The following is a 23291-nucleotide window of genomic DNA, read 5'->3' as shown; positions in this document are numbered from 1 at the left end:
ATCTCGACGGGATTGTTACCATAATTTACGATTCGCTGATTTATCGGCACAATTCCGTCTGGATTGTTACCATAATTTACGATTCACCGTTTTATCGGCACAATCTCGACCGGATTGTTACCATAATTTACGATTCACCGATTTATCGGCACAATCTCGACCGGAATGTTACCATAATTTACGATTCGCCGATTTATCGGCACAATCCCATCTGGATTGTTACCATAATTTACGATTCACCGATTTATCGGCACAATCTCGACCGGATTGTTACTGAAATTTAAGGACGAAAAGTCAAAACCAAAAAAACCCTCAAGGTTAGAGAGTTTTTTTAACTATTATTTGATTCATCTTTTAAGTCTATTGGTCTTTCAAACGTCAGAGGGCCAAATTTCTCGGTTCGAATGTCTCTGATGACTAGCTCTGATACTTTATCATAATCTACGATTCCACCGGCTCCAAGAGCCCCTCTAAGCTCACCAATTTGATCAAACATTTCGACTACATTTTCAGGCACAGAATCGAGCTTATACCGCTCTTTCAGTCTCTCTGGATAATGCTCTGATAAAAACTTAATGGAAAAGACTACAAGGTCCTGTAAATTTAGGAGAGTATCTTTGATTGCCCCTGTTACAGCCAGTTTCTTTCCTACCTCTTGATCTTCAAACTTTGGCCAGAGAATACCAGGAGTATCTAATAATTCTAACTCTTTCCCTACCTTGATCCACTGTTGGGCTTTGGTTACTCCCGGAGTATTTCCTGTCTTAGCAATATTTTTCTTTGCAAGCCGATTAATTAATGTTGATTTTCCTGCGTTTGGAATCCCTACAATCATTGCTCGAATAGCTCTTGGGTTGACAACTCCCTTTGCCCGAAGCCGATCGAATTTTTCTTTCAAAATTTCATGGGAGGCCCGAACAATCTCTTTCATTCCGACTCCTGCATGGGAATTGATGGCCAGAGCTTTGATTCCTTTCCCAGCAAAATAGGCAATCCACTCTTTAGTAATTGCGCTGTCCGCCATGTCTGCTTTATTTAAAAGAACAAGTCTTGGTTTATGCTGAATAATTTCATCAATCATTGGATTACGAGAGGAATAGGGAATTCTAGCATCCACTAATTCATAGATAATATCTACTAATTTTAATTTTTCCGTGACTTCTCTTCGAGCTTTAGCCATATGGCCTGGAAACCATTGGATTGTCAAAGCAGTCACCTCCTAGTTCTATTTCACAATGTGTGCGTCTTTTAATGGCCAGTAGACAATACTTGTTTTACCGATTATTTTGTCCATCGGTATGGTCCCAATATGCCTGCTATCCTTGCTAAAACGACGGTTATCGCCCATTACAAATAATTCACCTTCTGGCACTGTCTCCGTACCTGCTGGTGTTTCTTCTAATGTAAAAGGATCAGTTAATGGACCTTCTACCTTTTTCTTATACTCATCCAAATACGGTTCCTCAAATGCCTTACCATTTACATATAAGGTGTCATCTTTATATTCAATCCGATCGCCAGGAAGACCAATGACTCTTTTAATGTAATCCTTCTGTTCGGGCGCATGAAAGACGATAATATCAAACCGTTTTGGTTCACCCATATTATAGCTTAGCTTGTTCACTATCATACGGTCTTGATGCTGAAGAGTCGGCATCATTGACAACCCATCTACCACGATTGGTGCAAAAAGAAAGTAACGAATAACTGCTGCCAGAGCTACTGCAATTAAGAGCGCCTTCGTCCATTCCCAAAGTTCATTCTTCTTTTTTGTCATATCTTTTCCCCGCCAATCACAAAAAAATAGTTGCTATCTTCTTATTTTACATAAAAGTCATAGATTAAACATGTGGGGGATAACTTTTCTATTCGAATTCAACATGATAAGTACGAAAAAAGAGCTTGCACAGCAAGCTCTTTCTTTATTATCGAATTTCTTTAATACGAGCTTTTTTACCACGTAGCTTACGTAAGTAGTATAGCTTAGCACGGCGAACTTTACCGCGGCGCAATACTTCAAGCTTCGCAATTTTAGGTGTGTGTACAGGGAAAGTACGCTCAACGCCTACTCCGTAAGAAATCTTACGAACTGTGAAAGTTTCGCTAATTCCACCACCACGACGCTTAATCACTACACCTTCGAATAACTGAATACGCTCGCGAGTACCCTCGACAACCTTAACGTGTACACGTACAGTATCACCAGGACGGAACGCAGGCAGATCAGAACGAAGTTGTTCTTTTGTGATTTCTTCAATTAAATTTTGCATCGTTTTCAACTCCTTCCAACAGACGCTCATGCATATCTACTATCCATTTCCATTGCAGCGGAACATCTTTATAAGACCGCACTGAGTTTGTACTCAGCTCAAGTCACAAGAAATATCTTACCATAAAAGACAACTCCATGCAATAACTACTTAGATTCTTTTTTAATTTCATCAAGCCATTTTTCCTGTTCTTTGGTTAATTCTATCTTTTCTAATAAGTCCGGCCTTCTGAGCAATGTTCGCCGTAGAGCTTCTTTGTTTCGCCACTCTTCGATTAATTTATGATTACCTTGTAAGAGGACATCAGGGACCTTCATGCCGCGAAAGTCGGAAGGACGGGTGTAGTGAGGGTGCTCCAGCAGCCCCGTACTAAATGAATCTTTCATATGTGATTCTTGATTACCCAGAACTTCTGGCAAGAGACGGACAACGCTATCTATCACTACCATAGCTCCAAGTTCGCCGCCAGTTAAGACATAATCACCTATAGAGATTTCATCGGTAACCACGTGTTCACGTATTCTTTCATCGTATCCCTCATAATGACCGCAAACAAAAATAAGATGCTCTTCTTTTGCTAATTCCTCCGCAATTTTTTGATCATATCGTTTTCCTTGCGGGCAAAGTAGAATCACTCTTGTTTGATCACTTTCTGCTTTTTCCTTTAATGCTGCAACTGCATCGAATAACGGCTGCGGCTTTAATACCATTCCCGCTCCGCCCCCGTACGGATAGTCATCTACCGTCTGATGTTTATTATCAGCATAGTCCCTGAAATTGACAACATTATATTGAACAGCAGATTTCTCAGAAGCCTTATGTAAAATGGAATGGCCAAAAACTCCCGAAAACATCTCAGGAAATAACGTTAATACATCAATTTTCATCATGAAAGCAGCCCTTCCATTGGTTCAATAAGAATGACCTTTTCCTTTACATCGACTTTTTTGACAACATCTTCAATATACGGAATTAATATTTCCTTGCCGTCTTTTGATTTTACCACCCAAACATCATTTGCCCCAGGCGAGAGAATTTCTGTAACCTTGCCAATTTCCTCTCCTTGAGTCGTAGCAACAAGGCAGCCAATAATCTCATGGTAATAAAATTCATCTTCGTCTAAATTACCAAGCTGTGATTCTGGAACCTTAAGGATTCCATCCCTAAACTTTTCAACTTCATTGATATTTTCAAACCCTTCAAAGGTTAGCAGATTAAAATTTTTGTGGGTACGGTGGGTTTTTACGGTTAATTCAATCGGTTTATTAGACCCTTGCATAAATAAATACAATGTATTCCCAACTTTGTAGCGCTGTTCAGGGAAATCAGTTTTAGAAATAACCCTGACCTCACCTCTAATCCCGTGAGTATTGACGATCTTGCCAACATTAAACCATTTTTCCATTTTAATTGTCACCTCTATCTTATTTCCTCGATAATACCGTCTTTGATTATGATTGTACGCTGCCCTTTTATTCCATCCCAATTGTCTCCAACATTTACTTCAACAAGAGCTTGCACTTCTTTTTCCTTTAATTCACTGCCTAATGGTAGCATATGTAGTTGTTCAATTTGAAACTCATATTGCTTTTCTTTTTCAAAGCGTTTTTTCAGTTCTTTTTCAAAGTGATTTTTAAGTGCGCTAGGTTGATACTTTTTCGCCTTTTCTAGCTTTTTTAACTCAAATTGTAGTTGTTCATATTCTTTCTGCATCTGCAGCTTACCTGCAAAATATTTTTCAAGCAGCTTTTGTTTGCTTTTCTCCGTTAAGATTTGCTTTACGATAACAGTTTGAATCAGTTGCATGTATTTGCCCCCTTCTCCGTTCTGCTTTTACGATAGCAAAAAAGGGAGGAATTTCATTCCCCCCTTAATCTAGATGCAAAAAGCTATTCACCAATTTCTAAGAATATTTTCTTTTGTTGTGATGATCCTGCTGCATAAACAACAGTTCTAATGGCCTTTGCAACACGCCCTTGTTTTCCTATCACTTTCCCCATGTCTGTCTTATTAACAATCAGGTGATAAGTGATTCGATGATCTTCTTCGTTAACTTTCACACTCACATCTTCTGGAAAATCAACAAGGGGTTTTACAATACTTTCAATTAATTGCTTCATAGCAATTACTTGCTTAGCTTAGCATTATGGAATTTTTCCATGATGCCTTGGTTTGAGAAAAGGTTACGTACTGTATCAGATGGTTTCGCACCATCTTGTAACCATTTAAGAGCTAATTCTTCGTCGATTTGGATTGCTGCTGGTTGAGTAACTGGGTTGTAAGTTCCAATAACTTCAATGTAACGTCCGTCACGAGGAGAACGAGAATCTGCTGCTACGATACGATAGAAAGGAGTTTTCTTTGCTCCCATACGCTTTAAACGAATTTTTACTGCCATTTTAAATAAGCACCTCCGAATAGTTTCACACAAGATAGTATAATATCAATATTTTTTTCATTTGTAAAGGGTTTTTTCTTTACAGATAGTATTACCAATTTAATACACCTTAAAACAGGTTAGAAAGGCTTGAATGGAAATTTAAATCCGCCTTTTTTCTTGCCTTTTTGCTGCATTCCTGACATTTGCTTCATCATCTTTTTCATGTCCTCGAACTGTTTTAAAAGCCGGTTTACCTCTGGAACTGTTCTGCCGCTCCCTTTAGCAATCCTTCTTTTACGGTTTGAATTCAAGATCTCCGGATGACTTTTTTCCTCTGTGGTCATGGACCTAATGATGGCTTCAACATGTGCAATTTGTTTCTCTTCAATTTGAATATTATTCAAACCTTTAATTTTATTTGCACCAGGCATCATTTTTAATAATTCATCCAGCGGTCCTAGATTACGTACTTGTCCAAGCTGTTCCAAAAAATCATCGAGCGTAAAAGATGCCGTCCGCATTTTCTGTTCAAGCTCTTTTGCCTTTGCCTCATCAACATTTGCCTGCGCTTTTTCAATAAGGGTAAGCACATCACCCATGCCGAGAATTCTAGACGCCATTCGTTCAGGATGGAAAGGTTCTATGGCGTCCATTTTTTCTCCTAGACCGACAAACTTAATTGGAGTTTGGGTTACAGCACGAATGGACAGAGCAGCTCCACCTCGTGTGTCACCGTCAAGCTTCGTTAAGACAACTCCAGTCAAACCAAGCTGTTCATTAAAGCTCTGTGCTACATTAACCGCGTCCTGTCCTGTCATTGCATCAACAACGAGAAAGATTTCATCTGGTTTCGTAAGCTCTTTAATGTCCTTCAACTCACCCATTAGGTTTTCATCAACATGCAAACGACCAGCTGTATCAATTAGGACATAGTCGTGGTGTTCTTCTTTTGCTTTCGCAATCGCTTGCTGAGCAATTTCCACTGGGCTTACTTGATCGCCCAAGGAGAATACAGGCATGTCTAGTTGTTTCCCAAGGGTCTCTAGCTGCTTAATCGCCGCAGGACGATAAATATCAGCTGCTACAAGCATCGGCTTCCGGTTATATTTCTTACGAAGCAGGTTGGCTAGCTTACCCGTGGTCGTTGTTTTACCAGCACCCTGTAATCCAACCATCAAAATCACAGTAGGAGGACGACTAGAAGCAGCAATTTTGCTTTGCTCACCGCCCATTAATTCAGTCAATTCTTCATTAACAATTTTAATAATCTGTTGTCCAGGGGTTAAGCTTTTAAGTACTTCTTGTCCAACTGCACGTTCACTGACTTTTCTAACAAAGTCCTTGACGACCTTAAAATTAACGTCGGCTTCGAGTAGTGCAAGGCGGACTTCACGCATCATTTCTTTTACATCCGCTTCAGAGACTTTTCCTTTTCCACGGATTTTTTGGATTGTATTCTGCAGTCGGTCGGCTAATCCTTCAAACGCCATTCATGCCGCCTCCTAATCTAATTTCTCAAGCTCGGCAACCACTTCCATCATTGCCTGCTTTGAAGGGTGTGCTTCATTTAGCAATTCTTTCGCATGTCTTAATAGCTTGCTGCGCTCTTGAAATTTCTGAAATAGTAATAGCTTTTCTTCATACTCCTCTAGCATAGCTTCCGTACGTTTGATGTTATCGTAGACAGCCTGGCGGCTGACATCATACTCTTCAGCGATTTCTCCAAGTGAGTAATCATCTAAATAATAGAGAGACATATAGCTTTGCTGCTTTGGTGTTAACAACGAATAATAGAAATCATAGAGGTAATTTATTCGAGTTGTTTTCTCAAGCATGCCTTTACCTCCCTTTGTTAAGTGAAAAGCCTTTACAAATGTAGTTTACACAGTCATTACCAGTCTGTCAAGAAAATATCTTTACATCAATTTTCCACCTGATCTATTTGGTCCGCGAATAACCCATAAACATATTGCTCAGCGTTAAATTCCTGAAGGTCGTCCATTTTTTCTCCCAGACCGACAAATTTAACTGGAATCTTTAATTCGTTACGTATTGCCAGCACGATACCTCCCTTGGCGGTTCCATCTAATTTGGAAAGAACAATACCGCTCACATCTGTTACCTCTTTAAAGGTCTTTGCTTGAATAAGAGCATTTTGACCAGTTGTTGCGTCCAAAACCAGCAGAACTTCATGAGGTGCACCTGGCACTTCACGTTCAATTACCCGTTTTACCTTTTCAAGTTCCTTCATAAGGTTCACTTTATTTTGTAATCGTCCAGCTGTATCACAAATCAAAATATCCACTTTCCTTGATTTAGCTGCTTTAATTGCATCATACATAACAGCTGCTGGGTCAGAGCCTGCTGCCTGTTTAATTACGTCAACACCGACTCTTTCTCCCCATACCTCTAACTGCTCAATGGCACCAGCACGGAAAGTGTCACCTGCTGCTAATAATACAGATTTCCCTTCACTTTTAAACTTATGACCAAGTTTACCAATCGTTGTTGTTTTACCCACTCCGTTAACACCTACAAATAAAATAACCGTAAGTTCATCTTCTTGAATATTCAACTTAGATGATTGTTCCTCACCTGCATTATAAATATCGACCAACTTTTCGGAAATAACACTTTGAACTTCCTGTGGGTCTTGTATATTTCGGCGTTTGACTTCCAGTTTCAACTCATCGATGAGTTTCATTACCGTATCAAAGCCTACATCTGCCTGTATTAAGATTTCTTCTAATTCCTCGAAGAAATCTTCGTCTACTTTGCGATATCTAGCGACAAGGTCATTTACCTTACCAGAGAAATTATTTCTCGTCTTCGAGAGGCCGTCTTTAAATTTTTCCGTAACTGTCTCTGTTTGCTTTGTTATTTTTTCTTTTAACTTTTTAAAAAAACTCATTTTTTCACTTCCTATGTTTAAGTTTCAACAAGCTCCTTTGTATCCTCGAGACGTACAGAAACAAGCTTAGAGACACCAGATTCCTGCATAGTCACACCATATAGAACATCTGCTTCTTCCATCGTACCTTTTCTGTGCGTGATCACAATAAACTGCGTTTCTGTACTAAAACTCTTTAAATATTGGCTAAAGCGAAAAACGTTTGCTTCATCTAATGCAGCTTCAACCTCATCTAGAATGCAAAATGGAACAGGGCGAACTTTTAAAATTGAAAATAGAAGAGCGATTGCCGTTAATGCCCTTTCCCCACCCGATAATAATCCTAAATTTTGTAGTTTCTTTCCAGGTGGCTGGGCAACAATTTCTACTCCGGTATTTAGTAAATCCTCAGGATTAGTTAGTTTTAAATCTGCTCTCCCACCGCCAAATAAAGCTCGAAATACAGGTTCAAAGTGTTCACGAATTCCATTAAATGTCCACTCGAAACGTTTTTTCATTTCTGTATCCATTTCGTCAATAACCTGATATAGGGTATCCTTCGCCTCTTTTAGGTCATCTTTTTGTTCGTTCAAAAACTCATAACGTTCAGAGACTCTCTCGTATTCTTCAATTGCGCCTATATTAACACTGCCTAGTTCTTCGATGGCCAGTTTTATTAACTTCACCTTTTTTCTAGCCTCTTCCACTGGCAAAGTTAGTGGGTATTGTTCTTTTGCTCCATCAAAGGATAGTAAATATTCCTCTCTTAAATGCGCGAGTTTATTTTCAAGTTCTACATCTAAGCGGTTCGTTTTTACCTCTTCATCTTTAAGTACCTCAACCATTCCCTTATGAAGCCTTTTTATTTCCTTTGCTTCAATTTCAGCATCTTCTAGGACAGCATGTAAGTTAAGTCGCTCCTGCCGCCTAGACGATATGAGCGCTAAGGTTTCTTCCTTGTCACTTTGTTTTTGTCTAGCTAACTCTTCTAATTGCTCTTCACCTGAAGTACTCCCCTCCATTTCAGAAGTTAGCAGCATTAAGTCCTCGCTATAAAGTGCGAACCTCTCTTCACTTTCATTTAATTCTGCAGCGATTAAAGAGAGACGTTCTTTTGAGTTTACAAATTGCTCATTTTTTGCCGCAAACTCTACCTTTAGATCCGTTATTTCCTTGGTTAACGTTTCTTTCGATGAGAGATCATTCGTTTTTTGTTGAGTTAATCTGGTAATTTCATCATCAAGCGCTGCAATCTTATCCTTAAAATTTGCCATCGCTTCAATAAGTTCATTTTTACGGTTTGTTAAGGTTTTCTGTTCCTCATTAGATTGACCTTTTTCAAGGTCATACAGTTTCAGGCGGTCATTAATATTATTTGCCTGGAACTCTGCTTCACGGAGGTCACCTTTTAAGGTTTGTTCCTGTTGACGAAATTCTTCCCCAGACTCACGCATTGCTTCTAGCTCTTGTTCATGTGTTTTAACATCTTCCTTTAATGACTTTACAACCTTCTCTAAATTCGATGTTTTTTCGCTCATCACTACCAGCTTATCTCTCAACTCTTCAAGCTCGCCTTTTCTTGTTAATAAAGAGCTTGTCTTTTGCTTCTGAGCGCCGCCCGTCATCGAGCCGCCAGGATTAACAATATCTCCATCTATAGTTACCAGCCGGCAGCGATACTGAAGAATCTTGGCCAATTCATTAGCACCCTTTAAATCTTTTGTTATGACAACATTCCCCAGAAGGCTGCTGATAACATCTGCATATTTTGAATTGAAAGAAACCAAATCAACGGCAGTTCCAACCAATGAAGGGTGATTTTGAATGGATGATAATTGTGACGAGGACAATACTCTGCCTTTAACTACGCTTAATGGTAAAAAGGTCGCCCGTCCGAATGAATGTTGTTTTAAGTATTGGATGGCCATTCTGGCATGTTGCTCTGTATCAACAACAATATGCTGTAAGGCACCGCCTAACGCAGTTTCTAGCGCTGTCTCATATTCTTTCGGTACCGTAACAAGCTCAGCGACAGCTCCCTCAATACCCTGAAGCTTTTTCCCTCGGGCTTTTAATACCTCTTTTACCCCTTGAAAAAATCCAGAATAATCCTCTTCCATTTCCTCAAGCATTTCTTTTCTTGACTTGGCCTGCTGCAGAATTTGATAAGCCTGGTATAACGTTTTTTCTTGCTTCTGATAATTATTTTTTGTATTTTCAAGCTTTCGTTGTTTCTCTCTGAAACTGGCAACTTGATCGGAAAGAGTCCTTTGAACTTCCTCCAATGCAGCTTTAACGTGCAACATCTTTTTTTGAGCTATTTGTCTTTCCTCAATGAATTTTACATTTTCAGCATCGAGGCGGGAGCTCTTTGTTTCCTGTTGCTCAAGCTGCTGATCAATATATTTAAGCTCATTTTTTGCTCCAGCCTGATCATTTAACCTTTCAATATATTCACTTTTTAAGGATTCAATTTTTTCATCCATGTTTTCTGTGAATAACGCTAGTCTTTCTTGCTTTTCCCTTAATTGATTTTTGAGGTCATTTACTTGTTCCGTGAGTTTAATTACTAGGTCAGACTGTATGTCACGATTATTTTTTAATTGGGTGATTTTTTCACTAAGTTCACCGATACTCTTTTCGAGCTGATCCCTATTTTGAGCTGCGTTTTTCTTTCGTTCCTTTAAAACTTCTTTACGGCCTTCTAACTTTTCTAATTCTTCACTGGCATGTAGGAGTACATTTTGCAAATCCGTAATTGAATCATCAAGGGCAGCAATGTTATCCCTTGTTTCTTCTATTTTTGCTTCCTTTAGCTGCATCCCCGCTGCAAGCTTAATTTCTTCCTGTTGGTGTTCTGCAAGCTGCTGTGAAAGAAGTGTCCACTTTTGATGTAAATCTTCAATATCGTATACCGTTAATGCTACTTCAAAGTTTTCGAGTTCCTCTTTTTTCTCTAAATAATCTTTTGCAATGGAAGCCTGTATCATCAACGGTTCAACTTGACCTTCAAGTTCATGTAAAATATCATTGACTCGATTTAAATTATCCTGTGTTTCTACTAGTTTCACTTCTGCTTTTTTCTTGCGATTTTTATATTTTAAAACCCCTGCTGCTTCTTCAAAGATCGTTCTTCGATCCTCAGCCTTACTGTTTAGAATTTCTTCTACTTTCCCCTGACTGATAATGGAGAACGCTTCCCTGCCAAGACCTGAGTCCATAAACAAATCAATAATATCTTTAAGCCTGCAGGGTTGTTTATTAATTAAAAACTCACTATCCCCAGACCGCGTTACCCTTCTCGTCACACTTACTTCATTGTAATCTATCGATAACCCTTCATCTTGATTATCAAGTGTTAAGGTTACTTCTGCATAATTTAAGGGCTTTCTTGTATCGCTCCCCGCAAAAATGATGTCTTCCATTTTAGAGCCTCTAAGTGATTTAGCAGATTGCTCCCCTAAAACCCAGCGAATCGCATCTGTTATATTACTTTTCCCACTTCCGTTTGGACCAACTACAGCAGTGACTCCTTTAACAAAATCCACCCCAATACGATCGGCAAAAGATTTAAAGCCAATGATATCCAACCGTTTTAAAAACATATTTTTTCCTCCCTAGAGCTTGGCCGGAGTCTTTCCTTAGCATTCTATTGTTGTTTAACTATGATGTTTTGCTTTTAATACCTCCAATGCCATTTGGGCGGCATGCTGTTCTGCTTCTTTTTTTGATTTTCCTGTACCGATACCTAATTCTTCACTATTTAATGAAACTCTTGAAACAAATTCTTTGCTATGGGCAGGACCTTTTTCAATAAGCACCTTATATTCAATCACGCCTGTCCCATCTCTCTGGATTAATTCTTGAAGTTGGCTCTTAAAATCCATCACATGAGAAAAAGCACCTTCATTAATTTTAGGAAATACTACTTTATCTAGAAATTCAATTACGGCCTCTAGTCCCTTATCCAAGTAAAGCGCACCAATAAATGCTTCAAATACATCCGCCAGCAATGCTGGCCGCTCCCTGCCCCCAGTCATTTCTTCTCCTTTTCCTAACAAAATTAATTGTCCAAAGGAAAGTTCGTTTGCCAAGATTACAAGTGATGGCTCACACACGATTGCTGCTCGCAGCTTCGTCAGTTCTCCTTCACTCATCAATGGATATTTCAGAAACAAGAATTTTGAAACCGTGAGTTCTAGAACTGCATCCCCTAAAAATTCAAGCCTTTCATTATCTTCATAAGGCTTTCTGCGATGCTCATTCACATAGGATGAATGAGTAAAAGCTTGTTTAAGTAATTTTTCATTTTCAAAATGAATACCGATCTTCGTTTGAAAATCTTTAAATTGATTTTCTTTTGCGCGATTGTTCATTTCTTTTTCTTTCCCTTTTCTGCGCATTAAAGTCTCCACCTTGCATATTTTTTACACATACCTATCAATAGTTTAAGTAAACTACGAACAAAACGCAAAGAAACTTGGCAGATTATTAAAACTACCAAGTTCTATAATACAGAAAGAAGCTCCGTTTGAAAACGGAGCTTTCCAAGAAATCTAACGAATTACTTTTTGCTATTTATGTAATTAACAGCATCACCAACTGTGCCGATTTTTTCAGCATCATCGTCAGAAATTTCCATATCAAACTCATCTTCTAATTCCATAACTAGTTCAACTACGTCAAGGGAATCAGCACCAAGATCATCTTTGAATGAAGCCTCAAGCTTAACTTGTGACTCATCTACACCTAAACGGTCAACGATGATTTTTGTTACACGTTCTAATACCTCTGCCATTCTAGTTCACCTCCCCTCAAGCTATTATAGAGTATTTCAGTAAAATAATAAATGTATTTAAAAATTATTCTACATTACCATGCCGCCGTTTACATGAATCGTTTGTCCTGTAATATAAGATGCGTCATCTGAAGCAAGAAATGCAGTCATCTTAGCAATGTCCTTAGGTTCGCCTAAACGAGCTAATGGAATTTGTTTTAACATTTCCGCAGTGACTTCTTCAGACAATTTATCTGTCATATCGGTGGTGATAAACCCTGGAGCAATGGCATTTACCGTAATACTTCGAGAAGCAAGTTCCTTCGCTGTTGTTTTCGTCAAACCAATGACGCCAGCCTTTGCTGACACATAGTTGGCTTGTCCAGGATTCCCGCTAACACCAACTACAGATGTAATATTAATGATCCGCCCTACACGCTGCTTCATCATTTGACGAGTTACAGCTTTGGTACATAGGAAAACACCTTTGAGATTAATGTTAATCACATCATCCCATTCATCTTCCTTCATTCTCATTAATAAATTATCTTTCGTAATCCCAGCGTTATTTACAAGTATATCCAACTTTCCAAAGCGATCTACCGTTTCTTTCACCATAGCAGTAACTTCTTCTGTATTGGATACATCACACTTTATCACAAATGCCTCCGTACCAATAGCTTTAATTTCATCCACTACTGCATTTGCTTTTTCTTCATTGCCGGCATAATTGACTGCGACATTCGCCCCTTGTCTGGCAAGCTCGAGGGCAATCTCTCTGCCAATCCCTCTTGACGCACCGGTAACTAATGCAATCTTTCCCTTTAAACTCATAGATTTCCCTCCTTCAATGCCTCGATAACAGATTGACAGCTTTCTTCATCTGAAATCGAATATATTTTAGCATTACGATTGATTTTTTTAATCAATCCTGAGAGTACCTTACCAGGACCAATCTCAATAAATGTATCAACACCTAAATCAATCATTTTCACAACTGAATCTTCCCACAATACAGGTGAATAAAGCTGTTCAATTAAATTTTCTTTTATTTCATGTGCTAAAGTCATTGGTTTAGCGGATACATTGGCAATGACAGGAATAAGGGCATCCTTCATGTCCAGTTCATCTAAAACCTCACGTAATTGTCCTGCAGCAGGCTTCATTAATGAAGAATGAAATGGACCGCTGACTTCTAAAGGAATTGCTCTTTTTGCTCCTGCTTCCTTTGCCTTTTCCCCGGCAAGTTCTACGCCTTTACGCGTTCCGGAAATAACAATTTGTCCAGGGCTATTCAAATTTGCTAACGAAACTGGAAAACCAGTCTCGCTAACTTCAGCGGTTACTTTAGAAAGAGGTTCACGGTCAAGTCCTAGAATCGCGGCCATTGAACCTTCGCCATTTGGAACTGCACTTTCCATAAATTCTCCCCTTTTTCTAACAGCAAAGACACCCTCTTCAAAAGTGAGAGCACCAGCAGCAACAAGTGCAGTATATTCACCAAGACTGTGCCCTGCAACAAAATCAGGCTTTATAGCTGATTTTTGAAATCGTTCTAGTATGGCAATACTCGTTGTTAATAATGCTGGCTGAGTATTAACAGTCTTTGTCAATTCCTCTTGAGGTCCCTCGAATATAAGTCTGCTTAATTTAGATGAAAGGGTTTCATCCGCCTTGTTGAAATATGCCATAACTTCAGGATATTGGTCAGCTAGCTGTTTTCCCATTCCAACACTTTGTGAGCCCTGCCCTGGAAATACGAATGCAATCTTTCCCATTTTGGCACTCCTTCCTATACTTCTATTTTTGAAATATTTACTTCTTCCATCGTCTTTTTAATTAGTCCTACTACATCCTTTTCGACCATTTCTCTGGTTTGACGAATCGCACTAAAGATGGCCTGGCCATTTGATGATCCATGAGCCTTAATAACCGGAGCCTTTAATCCAAATAAACCTGCTCCACCATATTCTGAGTAATCCAATGTATTTTTTAAAGTCGTGAATTCAGGCTTTAAAACTGCTGCAGCTAATTTGCTTTTCAAACTGCTCATCAAGGTGCTTTTTAGCATTTTAAACATAGATAGGGCAGTTCCTTCTACGGTTTTTAACACCATATTTCCAGTAAACCCATCGGTAACAACTACATCCGCGACACCGGTAAGCAAGTCTCTAGCTTCAATGTTCCCAACAAAATTAAGATTGGCATTTTTTAAAAGCTCAAATGCCTGCTTCGTCAGGTCATTTCCCTTTTTCTCTTCTGTACCAATATTTAATAAACCCACTCGTGGTTTTCCCGTTCCTCTAACTTTCTCACTATAAATCGAGCCCATAATCGCATACTGCAATAAATGTTCTGCCTTTGCATCCACATTTGCCCCTACGTCTAATAGAAGAAACCCTTCCCCTCCAATAGTAGGTAAAGTTGGTGAAAGTGCAGGGCGGTCTATTCCCTCAATCCTGCCAACAACAAACAATCCGGCAGCCATTAAAGCACCAGTATTTCCTGCTGATATACATGCGTCTGCAAGGCCATCAGCTACTTGCTGTGCCGCCAGCACCATGGAGGCAGTTTTTTTCCTGCGAACAGCCCTGACAGGTTCGTCAGTACCAAGGATTACCTCGGTTGTATGTAAAATGTTGATTCGATCCTCTTTTACTAAGTATTCTTTAATTTTGGATTCATCACCGACTAAAGTTATATGTATATCTGGAAAAGCTTCCACCGCTCTCATTGCACCGATAACGATTTCTTTAGGAGCATGGTCGCCCCCCATTGCATCGATTGCTAACTTCATAATTTCTCATCCTTTAATGATTTTTCTGAACGGTACATTTCGAATTCGCCTTTAAATACAAGTTCGTTATTAACATAACTTGTTACTTCAACAATCGTCCTGCCAATACCATCATCTATTTTAACAACCTTAGCTTTGGCAATCACACGCTCACCCTGTTTTACTGAGCGCTTAAATTGTATATTCGCTTTTGCTGTTAACGCCAATTCATCATTTATTACCGCTACTGCCAGCGAATTTGCCTGTGCAAAAACATGGTGGCCACGAGCTATCTTGTTCCGGATAAAAACATGCTCTTCTCTTACATCAAAAATTGAAATGGCACTCTGATCTAAATCAATATCAATGATTTCTCCAATTACTTCTTCTAGTGGTAAGGACCGAACCTCGTCTTCGAATTTCTTCTCTGCAACATATTTAATCCTTTCCCGTAGTTCGGGAATGGATAACTCCAAACGATCTAGGCGAATGGTTTGCACACTAACTTGAAATTTTTCTGAAAGGTCTTCATCCGTAATAAATGGATTTTCTTTAATTGTCTCTTTTAACAGTTGCTGTCTGTCTTTTTTCGTTCTTCTCATATCACACACCGTCCGAGATCTTATGACTAGGTACTAATAGTAGTATAAAATTAGAAAAAGCAGATTGCAAGAATAAGTTTTTATTCTTGCAATCTGCCTCCAATGATTTTAATGATTAATCGAGTTTTTCCCCTTCTAATACACCTGTATCATCAAGTTGGTTTCTTAAGTATTCATACTCTTGTGCCTGCCAAAAGGATTTTGATTGGATCATTAAGGCCGCATCATTTCTAGCAGTTTCAAGTGTACGGTAATCATGAACCATATCCGCAAGTTTAAATTCAGGGACGCCGCTTTGTTTTTTCCCAAAGAAATCTCCTGGGCCCCTTAATTCAAGGTCCTTTTCACTTAATACAAAACCATCATTAGTTTCGGTCATAATTCGCATTCTTTCCTGACCTACTTCAGATTTTGGGTCGGCTAGTAAGATACAATAGGATTGGTCACTGCCTCTTCCTACCCTCCCCCTGAGCTGATGGAGCTGGGAAAGGCCAAATCTTTCTGCATCATAAATGACCATCATTGTGGCATTCGGAACATTGACACCTACCTCCACAACTGTCGTTGACACTAACACTTGTACCTCATTTATACTAAAAGCCTTCATGATTGTATCTTTTTCTTCCGAGATTAATCGACCATGCATGAGGCCAACCTTATAGCGGTTTTGAAAGTGATGAGTTAATGTGGTATGAACATCAATTGCATTTTGAACATCCAGCTTGTCTGATTCTTCAATTAGCGGACAAATTACATAGGCCTGATGCCCCTTAACCAGTTCTTTTTCTACAAAAGACAGCACTCGTCCCAACATTTCAGGCTTCGCCCAGTAGGTTTCAATCGCTTTTCTTCCTGCAGGCATTTCATCAATAACTGATACATCCATCTCTCCAAATACAGTTATGGCGAGCGTTCTTGGAATAGGGGTTGCTGTCATAAACAAAACATCGGGGTTTTCACCCTTTTCCCGTAACACTCTCCGTTGTTCAACACCGAACCGATGCTGTTCATCCGTTATGACAAATCCTAGTTTTTTAAAAGTTACCTCATCTTGGATCAGCGCATGTGTCCCAATTAATATATCCACATTTCCGTCAGCTAGATTTTGAAGGATTTCTTTTCTTCGCTTTCCTTTAATCGAACTCGTTAACAGTTCGCATCTAAGTCCAAAGTCTCCTAAAAGTCCTTTGAGTGATTCAGCATGCTGCTCTGCTAGAATTTCTGTTGGCACCATTAAAGCTCCTTGGTACCCAGCAGTCACACTTGCATATAAACCAATTGCAGCAACAACCGTTTTCCCTGAGCCAACATCTCCTTGCAAAAGACGATTCATTCTGAGGGGTGATTTGAGATCACTCAATATCTCAGAAACCACTCTTCTCTGCGCATTCGTTAATGGAAATGGTAAGGATTGAATGAAATTCTCTACTTTCGTTTCTATATAGTTTTGTTCTATTCCTGGTGCATGTTCCCGTTCAAATTTTCGTAGAGCTTGCATTTTCAACTGAAATAACAAAAACTCCTCATAAACTAACCGTCTTCGAGCTTGCTTAACGTCATCCTGGTTAACAGGGAAGTGCATGGCATATAAAGAATCCTTTCGGTTTAGTAACCGATATTTACTTACCAGAGCCAGCGGCAGGCTTTCCTCAATTTCTTTTCCATATTGTTGGAAAGCAATCGAAATAAATTTTCTCATGCCTTTGGTTGTAATTTTTCCTTTTAAGGAGTAGACAGGCTCAAAATCCTTACCCTTAGCATTTTGACCATTCTGCATTTCATTTGCCGTAATGGTTTGTCGATGGGCATCCCATTTACCTGTTACGGTAATGGTTTCATTCATAATGATTTTATTCTTTAAATAAGGCTGATTAAAAAAAACAACCTTAATAAGGTATTGCCCAATGAACATTCTGAACATCAGCTTGGATTTCTTTCGGCCAAAATATGTAAGAGAAGGCTCACTATGAACCTTCCCTTCTACGGTAATTTTCTCTTCATGCTTAACTTCCGAGAGTTCGCGGAGACGGTAATCTTCGTAACGGTATGGAAAATACTCTAATAAATCTTGGACCGTATATATTTTCATTTCTGCTAAACACTCAGCTGTTTCTTCCCCAATACCTTTTAATACAGTAACGGATTGTTTCAGATTTACGTTCACTTATACGCGCGGAATACCGAAGATCTTCGCTTCGAGTTCACGACCTGTCGGAGTTGCCGCTAACCCTCCTTGTGCTGTTTCTTTTAATGCTGTCGGCATCGACTGCCCAATTTTATACATCGCATCGATGACTTCGTCACATGGAATTCTGCTTGTAATACCTGCTAAAGCCATATCTGCAGCTACCATCGCATTTGCTGCACCCATAGCATTTCGCTTAACACACGGTACCTCTACTAATCCTGCGACAGGATCACAAACAAGGCCAAGCATATTTTTAAGTGTAATCGCCATTGCTTCTGCACATTGTTCTGGTGATCCGCCCGCCATTTCGACAATTGCTGCAGCTGCCATTCCAGAAGCAGATCCAACCTCTGCTTGACATCCGCCGGCTGCTCCAGAAATCGAAGCATTGTTAGCCACTACAAAACCGAAAGCACCCGCCGTAAAAAGAAAGGCAATCATTTGCTCTCTTGTTGGGTTGAGTTTATTTTTCACAGCAAAAAGAGTGCCAGGCACCACCCCGGCAGAACCTGCCGTCGGTGTAGCACATATCGTTCCCATTGCCGCATTCACTTCATTGGTTGCTACAGCTTTGCTCACTGCGTCAAGGACAGTTTTACCTGATAAGAAATTCCCTTTTTCGATATATTTCTGTAAAAGGACCGCATCCCCGCCGGTTAACCCAGAATGGGACCTTACCCCTTTGATACCGCGCTCAACCGCTTCTTCCATAACGGTTAAATTACGGTCCATAAAGGCTAGCACTTCTTCTCTAGAGCGGCCAGTAACGTCCATTTCTTGTTCAATCATAATTTCTGATATTTTTTTATTTTTACTCACTGCAAGCTCTACTAACTCTGCAACATTACGAAACAATTGCCTTCCCCCTTGTTGTTATTGTCCAGTTCCAGCGCCTAGCCCCTCGAGGTCACTTCGGTCCTGCAGATGAAGTCGAAATGCGTGACTTCATCCACAGGCCCGCAAGTAGCTGTCGGGGCTGACCAAGGCGCTTCCACTTTTCTATTTAATCAACTATTTTGGTAACTTTTAATATGTTTGCTAATTGTTCCAATTCATGAAGGACTTTTTCATCTATATTTTGGTCAACCTCTATGGTCATGAGGGCAAGCTTTCCTATTTCTTTCCTTGAAACTTCCATATGGCCTATATTAATCTCATATTTAGCTAACACATTAGATACACTTGCTATCGTACCAAAACGATCATTATGGACAACCAATATGGCTGGATGGTTACCTGATAATTTCAATTCAAAACCATTTAACTCTATAACTTCAATTTTGCCTCCGCCAATAGAAATTCCAACTAACTCTAATTCACCTTTATCATCACCAATGATAACTCTAGCAGTATTTGGGTGGTCTGTAATCGCATCTTCTTCGATAAAACGGAGTTTAATCCCCCGTTCCTTTGCTATTTCAATCGCTTTTATGATTCTTACATCATCGGTTTCAAAATCCAATAAACCACCAACGAGGGCAACATCCGTACCATGTCCTTTATACGTCTTCGCAAAAGACCCGTATAAAGAAATATTTGCCCATTTTGGTTCCCTGCCAAATAAACTCCTAGCAACTCTGCCTATTCTCGCAGCCCCAGCCGTGTGCGAACTAGATGGTCCAATCATTACGGGACCGATGATGTCAAATACGCTTCTATATTTCATCCGATTTCTCCCCCTAGGACGAATCAATCTTTATTTAATCTCCATCTATATTTATAATACAGAAAAAAATAGAAGGGTTTCCCCTTCTATTTTATCACTTATTCAATTGCAAAGATAAATGAATATAATGGTTGTTTTCCATTATGAAGTTCAACTTCAACATCCTCGAAATTCTCTTCAACAAACTCCGTCAGAGCTTTTACCTCTTCATCCGTAACATCCTCACCATAAATAATGGTTAAAATTTCAGAATCATCATCGAGCATTTGAGAAAGCAAGTCTTCGGCAACCTTACTCTTATCTTTGTTTTTAACTACAATTTTGCTTTCAGCAATTCCCATAAAATCATCTTTCTCAATTTCCAAGCCATCAATTTGTGTATCACGTACCGCAAAGGTAATTTGACCCGTTTTTACATGCTGCATGGCGTCGGACATGGCCGCTTCATTTGTTTTAACATCTCCAGCTGGATTAAATGCTAAAAGTGCAGAAAGACCTTGAGGGACAGTTTTTGAAGGAATGACATAAATTTCTTCATCCGAAACATCCGCAGCTTGTTGTGCAGCCATAATAATATTCTTATTATTAGGAAGAATAAACACTTTTTTCGCATTTACTTCTTTAACGGCTTTTACAATATCCTCTGTACTTGGGTTCATGGTTTGCCCGCCTTCAATGACTGCATGCGCACCGATGCTTTTAAATAATTCTGCAATCCCAGAGCCCATTGAAACAGTAACAATCCCATACTCTTGCTGTTCTTTAGGTACATGCGGACGACCCGAAACTAAAGGTGTGTGGGTTTCTCCAACGATATTAGAATGCTGCTGTCTCATGTTTTCAATTTTAATATTGATTAAACTTCCGTACCGCTGACCGTAGCTTAAGCAATCGCCTGGTTGTTCAGAATGGATATGCACCTTCACAACCTCATCATCTGCAATAACGAGCAAGGAGTCACCAAACTCACTTAGGTCATTACGATAAACTTCCTCATCAAAAGGGTGCTTCCTTAGCTTGGCCTCTTCAAACTTCACCATAAATTCAGTACAATAGCCAAATACAATATCTTCTGTATTTATATGTCCTTGGACGCTTTTATGATGTTCAGCACTAACCAACTCATCCATTGAAGGGTATGCATCTGGCGAATCCGGAAGCTGCTCGCCTTTTAGTTCAGCAAGAAATCCTTCATAAACAAAAACAAGTCCTTGTCCGCCGCTATCCACGACTCCAACTTCTTTTAGAACTGGCAGCAGATCAGGTGTACGCTTAAGCGAAGCCTTAGCCTCATTTAACACTTCTTCCATAATCTCGATAATATTATCAGATTTTTGGGAAGCAAGGACACCCTTTTTTGCTGAATCCTTTGCTACAGTTAAGATCGTTCCTTCAACTGGTTTCATAACTGCTTTATACGCAGTTTCTACACCAGACTCCAAAGCGGCGGCAAAGTCTTTACCGGAAATTGCAGCTTTTGATTCGATTGCTTTTGAAAATCCACGAAACAATTGAGAAAGAATAACCCCTGAGTTTCCTCTTGCCCCCATTAGTAATCCCTTTGAAAGAGCAATCCCTACCTTACCAATATGTTCTTGAACATTATTTTTAACTTCCTTTGCCCCTGAGGTCATTGATAAGTTCATATTTGTTCCAGTATCACCATCGGGCACAGGAAAAACGTTTAACGCATCCACCATTTTTGCATTGGCACCTAAATGATTCGCACCTTGAATCACCATTTCTGCAAAACGTTTTCCATCTAAAGCTGTTATTGACACAAACTTTCCTCCTCTACTATGGTTCGTCATACGAACGAATGGTTCGTTTAACGAACTTAAGGGTTCGTCACACGAACTCCCTGAACGTAAATATTTACCGAGTCAACGGCAAGTCCAACCGTCTTATCAAGTGTGTATTTCACCTTTGATTGAACGTTATGGGCAACCTCGGAGATTTTCGTTCCATAGCTGACGATTATATACATATCAATATGTACTTCTTCATTCTCTTGTCGAACAATAACTCCACGAGTAAAATTTTCTCTTCTTAATATTTCAGTAAGACCGTCTTTTATTTGACTCTTGGAAGCCATACCGACAATTCCATAACAATCGATAGCGGCACCTCCAGCGATGGTGGCGATTACTTCATTTGAAATATCAATTTGTCCGTACTTAGTTTTTAATTCGATGGACATGAATCGTTCCCCCTTTTTGGATATTGCTCCTTGACTAGGCTCTTTAATAAGAGTTGCATACTAAACTCTAATGCGCGAAATAACTATTTCAAAGTTAAAATCGGCTTTATGATTTTAATAAAAAATATTTTGGACACTACCATGACTAAAGACATTTTACTATAGTCAAGAAAAATTTGAAAGTGATACTTTTTTCTTCCTGGCTTCCATAGATACTAATTTTCCATGTCAAGGTATTTTTCTTGAAAGGTTTCGTAATCACTATTGCAATCAAACTTGTTGTGTGATAAATTATTAAGGTATCTTTAGACAATAACGTAAATGCTGTATAAAGCTTTGGGTATTAAGGAGGGAATCATTATGCCACGTAAATGTGTTGTAACTGGAAAGAAAACCACAACTGGTAACGCACGTTCTCACGCTATGAACGCTAATAAGCGTACATGGGGTGCTAACCTACAAAAAGTACGTATTCTTGTTGATGGAAAGCCTAAGCGTGTTTGGGTTTCTGCAAGAGCGTTAAGAGCTGGTAAAGTAGAACGCGTTTAATATGTCAGGGCATCCTTTTGCAGGGTGCCCTTTCTTATTATCCTTCCCATAATTACAAAAAATAAAAAAGCACCCATTTTTAATAGGTGCTTAGACATTATTTCTATTCATTCTTTTTAAATGCACCAATCATCGCTCGGACAAGTCCACCTAAAAATTTTGGCAGTTTAATTGTATAAAACTTCATTTATGTCCCTCCTCACCATCTCACACATCTAACTTCTCTCGTACGCCCTTACTATTTTATTCACACGGACGAAATCAGTACCTCTAAATTTAGCGTTTAATCATTGCTTCTTATCACTAATAATATGCCTTCAGAAAATGAAAAAGTACCACTATCACTAATAAGTTCATTACTAATACATAATGTAGAGCCGATAGCGATATGACGGTTTTCTAATGGATATTTGAAGCCCTCCAGAGTGAGACCTTTTACATTAAAGGTTAATGGAACAAAAGAAACATACTTTTTATCTGCCCTCTTTTTAATTTTATAACATCCCGGACCTTTTAATGATAAAATATTTTGATTATCAATAATAAAAATATCTACGTCATTATCTTTCATTAAAGGTTTAATCAATAATTGGACATTCGCCATGAGATGATCTAATCGCCCGCCAGTTGCTCCAAAAATCCGGATTAGAGCAGGCTTTTGTTCAATCGCCCAATTCAAAGCAAGCTCCATATCGGTTTCATCTTTTTCTGGCCTAAACCGTTTCATTTCCTTAACATGTTCTTCGATAACCAAAATTTCATTCCTAGAAACGGAATCGAAATCCCCAAATGCTATTATTGGTTTGATATTTTTTTCTATTAGCGTAAACACTCCTCGATCAACACCAACCCAAATTTCATTCTCTTCAGTATATTCATTGAAGTTAGGAAGAAGCTCTTCTGGACCTCCTGCTAATATATTTATCATCATCATCATGTAAAGTCCCCCTTATTGCTACACAAAAAGCCAGCATTTAAGCCGGCTTTGTACTT

The 23291-nt window shown here is 39.2% G+C and carries 26 protein-coding genes; 1 reads left to right on the top strand and 25 read right to left on the bottom strand.

The features are described from left to right. Window positions 1–331: 331 nt before the first annotated feature. The 23 genes from ylqF to AC2TFD_RS09230 all read right to left on the bottom strand — a co-directional run bounded on the left by ylqF (window position 332) and on the right by AC2TFD_RS09230 (window position 21749). Complete coding sequence (gene ylqF, locus AC2TFD_RS09340; protein ID WP_484675482.1) at window positions 332–1207, bottom strand: ribosome biogenesis GTPase YlqF; 876 nt, start codon at window positions 1205–1207, stop codon at window positions 332–334. 18 nt (window positions 1208–1225) lie between these two features. Then, entirely contained in the window at window positions 1226–1777 is a 552-nt protein-coding gene (gene lepB, locus AC2TFD_RS09335; protein ID WP_335513484.1) for a signal peptidase I, read from the bottom strand. Window positions 1778–1925: 148 nt separating this feature from the next. Beyond that, window positions 1926–2270 (bottom strand): 50S ribosomal protein L19, encoded by a 345-nt coding sequence (rplS, locus tag AC2TFD_RS09330; protein ID WP_335513558.1) that lies wholly within the window; start codon window positions 2268–2270, stop codon window positions 1926–1928. Between the two features lie 146 nt (window positions 2271–2416). After that, the gene (gene trmD / locus AC2TFD_RS09325) at window positions 2417–3160 is read right to left on the bottom strand and encodes a tRNA (guanosine(37)-N1)-methyltransferase TrmD (protein ID WP_335513485.1); all 744 of its coding nucleotides are present in this window, start codon (window positions 3158–3160) and stop codon (window positions 2417–2419) included. Continuing rightward, window positions 3157–3675 (bottom strand): ribosome maturation factor RimM, encoded by a 519-nt coding sequence (gene rimM, locus AC2TFD_RS09320; protein ID WP_484675481.1) that lies wholly within the window; start codon window positions 3673–3675, stop codon window positions 3157–3159. Before rimM ends, trmD begins: the two co-directional genes overlap by 4 nt. A gap of 14 nt (window positions 3676–3689) precedes the next feature. Beyond that, window positions 3690–4076, bottom strand: a complete 387-nt coding sequence (locus tag AC2TFD_RS09315) for a YlqD family protein (RefSeq protein ID WP_335513489.1) — start codon at window positions 4074–4076, stop codon at window positions 3690–3692. Between the two features lie 83 nt (window positions 4077–4159). Next, entirely contained in the window at window positions 4160–4390 is a 231-nt protein-coding gene (locus AC2TFD_RS09310; protein WP_335513491.1) for a KH domain-containing protein, read from the bottom strand. Between the two features lie 5 nt (window positions 4391–4395). Then, entirely contained in the window at window positions 4396–4668 is a 273-nt protein-coding gene (gene rpsP, locus AC2TFD_RS09305) for a 30S ribosomal protein S16 (RefSeq protein WP_335513493.1), read from the bottom strand. 119 nt (window positions 4669–4787) lie between these two features. Next, window positions 4788–6140 carry a signal recognition particle protein gene (gene ffh, locus AC2TFD_RS09300; RefSeq protein ID WP_335513496.1) on the bottom strand — a complete coding sequence of 451 codons (1353 nt, stop codon included), beginning with the start codon at window positions 6138–6140 and terminating at the stop codon, window positions 4788–4790. 12 nt (window positions 6141–6152) lie between these two features. Then, complete coding sequence (locus AC2TFD_RS09295; protein ID WP_335513498.1) at window positions 6153–6485, bottom strand: putative DNA-binding protein; 333 nt, start codon at window positions 6483–6485, stop codon at window positions 6153–6155. 86 nt (window positions 6486–6571) lie between these two features. Next, complete coding sequence (gene ftsY / locus AC2TFD_RS09290) at window positions 6572–7561, bottom strand: signal recognition particle-docking protein FtsY (RefSeq protein WP_335567467.1); 990 nt, start codon at window positions 7559–7561, stop codon at window positions 6572–6574. Window positions 7562–7578: 17 nt separating this feature from the next. Then, window positions 7579–11145: a chromosome segregation protein SMC gene (gene smc / locus AC2TFD_RS09285; protein ID WP_484675480.1), complete on the bottom strand. Its 3567-nt coding sequence runs from the start codon at window positions 11143–11145 to the stop codon at window positions 7579–7581. Between the two features lie 54 nt (window positions 11146–11199). Continuing rightward, window positions 11200–11943, bottom strand: coding sequence for a ribonuclease III (gene rnc, locus AC2TFD_RS09280; RefSeq protein ID WP_335567469.1), 744 nt, complete (start codon window positions 11941–11943; stop codon window positions 11200–11202). A gap of 161 nt (window positions 11944–12104) precedes the next feature. Further along, window positions 12105–12338, bottom strand: coding sequence for an acyl carrier protein (gene acpP, locus AC2TFD_RS09275; protein ID WP_335513506.1), 234 nt, complete (start codon window positions 12336–12338; stop codon window positions 12105–12107). Between the two features lie 69 nt (window positions 12339–12407). Further along, on the bottom strand, window positions 12408–13151 hold the full coding sequence (fabG, locus tag AC2TFD_RS09270) for a 3-oxoacyl-[acyl-carrier-protein] reductase (protein WP_335567470.1): 744 nt from the start codon (window positions 13149–13151) through the stop codon (window positions 12408–12410). Next, a complete protein-coding gene (gene fabD, locus AC2TFD_RS09265) occupies window positions 13148–14095 on the bottom strand; it encodes an ACP S-malonyltransferase (protein ID WP_335567471.1) in 948 nt (315 codons plus the stop codon). Before fabD ends, fabG begins: the two co-directional genes overlap by 4 nt. Window positions 14096–14109: 14 nt before the next feature. Beyond that, window positions 14110–15114 carry a phosphate acyltransferase PlsX gene (plsX, locus tag AC2TFD_RS09260; RefSeq protein WP_484675479.1) on the bottom strand — a complete coding sequence of 335 codons (1005 nt, stop codon included), beginning with the start codon at window positions 15112–15114 and terminating at the stop codon, window positions 14110–14112. Continuing rightward, a complete protein-coding gene (gene fapR, locus AC2TFD_RS09255; RefSeq protein WP_335513515.1) occupies window positions 15111–15695 on the bottom strand; it encodes a transcription factor FapR in 585 nt (194 codons plus the stop codon). Before fapR ends, plsX begins: the two co-directional genes overlap by 4 nt. Before the next feature lie 115 nt (window positions 15696–15810). Beyond that, window positions 15811–17859 carry an ATP-dependent DNA helicase RecG gene (gene recG / locus AC2TFD_RS09250; RefSeq protein ID WP_335513517.1) on the bottom strand — a complete coding sequence of 683 codons (2049 nt, stop codon included), beginning with the start codon at window positions 17857–17859 and terminating at the stop codon, window positions 15811–15813. Further along, a complete protein-coding gene (gene sdaAA / locus AC2TFD_RS09245) occupies window positions 17860–18738 on the bottom strand; it encodes an L-serine ammonia-lyase, iron-sulfur-dependent, subunit alpha (RefSeq protein ID WP_335513519.1) in 879 nt (292 codons plus the stop codon). It lies immediately after the preceding gene. A 148-nt stretch (window positions 18739–18886) separates the two neighbouring features. Then, the gene (sdaAB, locus tag AC2TFD_RS09240) at window positions 18887–19549 is read right to left on the bottom strand and encodes an L-serine ammonia-lyase, iron-sulfur-dependent subunit beta (protein ID WP_335513521.1); all 663 of its coding nucleotides are present in this window, start codon (window positions 19547–19549) and stop codon (window positions 18887–18889) included. Between the two features lie 98 nt (window positions 19550–19647). Next, the gene (locus tag AC2TFD_RS09235) at window positions 19648–21330 is read right to left on the bottom strand and encodes a DAK2 domain-containing protein (RefSeq protein ID WP_335513523.1); all 1683 of its coding nucleotides are present in this window, start codon (window positions 21328–21330) and stop codon (window positions 19648–19650) included. A 56-nt stretch (window positions 21331–21386) separates the two neighbouring features. Continuing rightward, window positions 21387–21749 (bottom strand): Asp23/Gls24 family envelope stress response protein, encoded by a 363-nt coding sequence (locus AC2TFD_RS09230; protein WP_179160882.1) that lies wholly within the window; start codon window positions 21747–21749, stop codon window positions 21387–21389. A 360-nt stretch (window positions 21750–22109) separates the two neighbouring features. On the opposite strand from AC2TFD_RS09230, the gene rpmB reads away from it, so the two are divergent. Beyond that, window positions 22110–22298 (top strand): 50S ribosomal protein L28, encoded by a 189-nt coding sequence (gene rpmB, locus AC2TFD_RS09225; RefSeq protein WP_149869555.1) that lies wholly within the window; start codon window positions 22110–22112, stop codon window positions 22296–22298. Between the two features lie 103 nt (window positions 22299–22401). Here rpmB and spoVM read toward each other — a convergent pair whose 3' ends face one another. Further along, window positions 22402–22485, bottom strand: a complete 84-nt coding sequence (gene spoVM / locus AC2TFD_RS09220; protein WP_035445740.1) for a stage V sporulation protein SpoVM — start codon at window positions 22483–22485, stop codon at window positions 22402–22404. A 96-nt stretch (window positions 22486–22581) separates the two neighbouring features. Then, the gene (locus tag AC2TFD_RS09215) at window positions 22582–23232 is read right to left on the bottom strand and encodes a thiamine diphosphokinase (protein ID WP_484676286.1); all 651 of its coding nucleotides are present in this window, start codon (window positions 23230–23232) and stop codon (window positions 22582–22584) included. Between the last annotated feature and the right edge of the window lie 59 nt (window positions 23233–23291).

This window comes from Neobacillus sp. plas4 (genome assembly GCF_057221695.1).
Note: the sequence above shows the minus strand (reverse complement) of the source record. Positions and strands in the feature narration are given on the sequence as shown.